At 42.3% G+C, this 2,974-nt stretch carries 6 protein-coding genes; 5 read left to right on the plus strand and 1 reads right to left on the minus strand.

Annotated features, from left to right (window positions below; genetic code table 11):
- Together B5J94_RS14550 and tyrS are read left to right on the plus strand one after the other, a co-directional pair.
- Positions 1-216, plus strand: a 216-nt coding sequence (locus B5J94_RS14550) for a hypothetical protein (RefSeq protein WP_211271092.1), incomplete at its 5' end; no start/stop codon positions are given.
- Between the two features lie 46 nt (positions 217-262).
- Positions 263-1,471 (plus strand): tyrosine--tRNA ligase, encoded by a 1,209-nt coding sequence (gene tyrS, locus B5J94_RS12540; protein ID WP_062501486.1) that lies wholly within the window; start codon positions 263-265, stop codon positions 1,469-1,471.
- Between the two features lie 60 nt (positions 1,472-1,531).
- Here the strand turns inward: tyrS and B5J94_RS14270 are convergent, their stop codons facing one another.
- Complete coding sequence (locus tag B5J94_RS14270) at positions 1,532-1,708, minus strand: hypothetical protein (RefSeq protein ID WP_156471107.1); 177 nt, start codon at positions 1,706-1,708, stop codon at positions 1,532-1,534.
- Between the two features lie 143 nt (positions 1,709-1,851).
- Here B5J94_RS14270 and B5J94_RS12545 point away from each other — a divergent pair, with 143 nt between their 5' ends.
- Genes B5J94_RS12545 through B5J94_RS12555 form a run of 3 tightly spaced genes read left to right on the plus strand, consistent with a single transcriptional unit; the run spans position 1,852 to position 2,899 of the window.
- A complete protein-coding gene (locus B5J94_RS12545; RefSeq protein WP_062501484.1) occupies positions 1,852-2,277 on the plus strand; it encodes a helix-turn-helix domain-containing protein in 426 nt (141 codons plus the stop codon).
- A gap of 11 nt (positions 2,278-2,288) precedes the next feature.
- Complete coding sequence (locus B5J94_RS12550; protein WP_062501482.1) at positions 2,289-2,507, plus strand: DUF1653 domain-containing protein; 219 nt, start codon at positions 2,289-2,291, stop codon at positions 2,505-2,507.
- Positions 2,504-2,899 carry an FKBP-type peptidyl-prolyl cis-trans isomerase gene (locus B5J94_RS12555; RefSeq protein ID WP_062501480.1) on the plus strand — a complete coding sequence of 132 codons (396 nt, stop codon included), beginning with the start codon at positions 2,504-2,506 and terminating at the stop codon, positions 2,897-2,899. Before B5J94_RS12550 ends, B5J94_RS12555 begins: the two co-directional genes overlap by 4 nt.
- Positions 2,900-2,974 lie beyond the last annotated feature (75 nt).

Genomic DNA, 2,974 nt, shown 5'->3' on the forward strand with positions numbered 1-2,974 from the left:
TTTGGAAAGGGGTCTATTGTTGAGATAGAGACACCCAGCCGTTTTGCAGCTTCGTTAATACCAATCAATCTATTCATAATTACACATTATAGAGTAGATTTAGGTAGATTTCAAGTAGCTGTTTTTTGCCCTAGTTTTGAAGGAAATTTATTATCACATATCAGACAAAAAATAGCTCCAATTCGGGGCTATTTTTTGTTTTTAAAATGGGGGTAAATTTGCTATACTAACACAATTTTTCTTTATATGACAAAGGTGTCCCATGTCAAATTTTTTACCCCCTGCCGAACAACTTGAACTTCTAAAACGTGGCGTGGTGGAGATTTATTCCGAAGAAGATTTATTAAAAAAACTTGCCAAAGGTCGCCCTTTGCGTATCAAACTTGGCATGGACCCCACTGCCCCTGACTTGCATTTTGGTCATACGGTCGTGCTTAACAAACTGCGTGCTTTTCAAGAATTGGGGCATGAAGTGCTGTTTTTGATTGGCGATTACACCGCTCGCATTGGCGATCCGTCTGGCAAAAACGCCACTCGTCCGCCCCTGTCTGAAGAGCAGGTCAAGGCAAATGCCGAAACCTACGCCAAGCAAGTCTTTAAAATCCTAGACAAAGACAAAACCACCATTATGTTCAACTCCGACTGGTTTGGCAAAATGAGTGCAGGGGACATGATACAGCTCGCCAGTCAGCTTACCGTGTCTCGTATGTTAGAGCGTGATGATTTTTCAAAACGCTACAACAGCCAAGCCCCAATCGCCATTCATGAATTTTTATACCCCCTTGTGCAAGGCTATGACAGCATTGCCATGGAAGCTGATGTGGAGATTGGCGGAACTGACCAGACCTTTAACGTGCTTATGGGGCGTACCCTGCAAGGTCGCTACGGCAAAGAGCCACAGGTGTGCCTGACCATGCCACTGCTTGAAGGCTTGGACGGTGTACAAAAAATGTCCAAATCGCTTGGTAACTACATTGGCATTGACGAACCTGCGGGCGTGATGTACCAAAAAATCTTATCCATGCCCGACACGCTCATCGCTCGCTATTTTGAGCTTTTGAGCTTTAAGCCGATGAGTGAAGTGAACGCTCTGCTTGATGAAATGGCAAACGGTCGCAACCCCCAAGAATTAAAGAAAATCCTAGCCCATGAGCTGATTGAGCGGTTTCATGACAAAGAGTCTGCCGACAACGCCCACCGCTCGGCAGGCAACCGCTTGGCGGACGGGGAGTTGCCCATTGATTTGCCCGAAGTGTCGCTGTCGCTTGGCGGTGCGGACAAACTCTTTATCACCCAAGTGCTAAATCAAGCCAGCCTTGCCAAAAATTCTGCACAAGCCAAAGATATGCTCTCTCGTGGGGCGGTCAAAGTAGACGGACAAGTCGTGGACGCAAGTTTTGCCCTAAGTGTGGGGCAGACGGTGGTGATACAAGCAGGGAAAAAGGCGTATGCTAGGGTGAGTGTGGTTTAATAAAAATCAGCACAATGAGAGATTATTGTGCTGATGAATATAAATGAACTTTAATGAGTTTTACAACGGCTTAACCTTGTCAACACTCCATAGATAATCTGGATTTTGGGATTTGGCTTGCTCAAGAGCGGTTTGTTTGGCTTCACTCTCGGAAGTGGCGTGGACAAGGAACCATCTATTACCACCACTAGCACCACTTGGTTTTTTAAAGTGTAAATTTACATTATATCTAGCCATAATAAACTCCAAGATTAATAATATTTTTGAAAATACAAATGTATCTTCACTTCTTATTATAGAGTTGCTATACCACCATGTAAATTTACAATTTGGACAATTTTCAATCCATTTTGGACAAAAATAAATCTAGGTAGGTTAAAATGACCATACAAGACAATATCCGCCATATTAGAGAAAGTCACAATCTTACCCAAGAAAATATGGCAGAACTTCTTAATATGACAGCAAGTGGTTACGCAAAAATTGAACGTGGAGCAACACAGTTAAAATTTGAAAAATTAGAAAAAATCGCTCAAATTCTTAATATGGACGTTGTTGAATTATTGGAATTGGGAGATAGTGGCGATGTTGTCATACAGTTGCCAAATAATAGTGGCGATAATGCAACGGCAAATTATTATTTAAATGCCAATGAAAAGCTAGTATCTGAAATAGAAAAGCTTAATTTAAAAATAGAGCATCAAGCCCAATTATTGGTGAGCAAAGATGAATTAATTCTTGAAAAAGATAAACAAATCCAAGCGTTAAAAGATGTAATTGATTTATTGAAACAAGGTAAAAATTAGGCAAACCTACTATGACCCCAAAAACAGGCATCTACCGTCATTACAAAGGCAACCTTTATCAAGTGCTACACACCGCCCGCCATTCTGAAAGTGAAGAATGGCTTGTTGTCTATCGTGCCTTATATGGCGATTATGGGGTGTGGGTACGCCCTTTGGCTATGTTTTGTGAAAGTGTAACGATTGACGGCAAGACCTTGCCACGTTTTGAGCTTGTTAAGGAGCTATCATGAATTTTGAAGTCATCGACCTTGTCATCGGTACAGGCAAAGCGTGCGAGCGTGGGGCGTTAATCACAACTCACTACACAGGCACGCTCACGGACGGCAGTGAGTTTGACTCATCACACAGCCGTGGGCAAGCCTTTGAGACTGTCATTGGGACAAGGCGTGTGATTAAGGGTTGGGATTTGGGTGTATTGGGGAGCGAGATTGGCGAAAAACTGCTTGCCAAATGGGGCGTAAGCGTGGATTTGCCAGCGTGCGAGCCGATGAGAGTTGGCAGAAAAAGACGGCTTATCGTTCCTGCTTTTTTGGGCTATGGCGAGCGTGTGGTGGGTAAGATTCCGCCCAATTCTGATTTGGTATTTGAAATTGAGCTGATTGATGTCAAGACAAGAGACTAAATATTTATAAAAATCAATAACTTATAAATATTTTTAAAAAATTACTACAAAAAGACTTTACAACCAAAAACTATC

This window comes from Moraxella lacunata (genome assembly GCF_002027545.1).
Lineage (GTDB): Bacteria > Pseudomonadota > Gammaproteobacteria > Pseudomonadales > Moraxellaceae > Moraxella > Moraxella lacunata.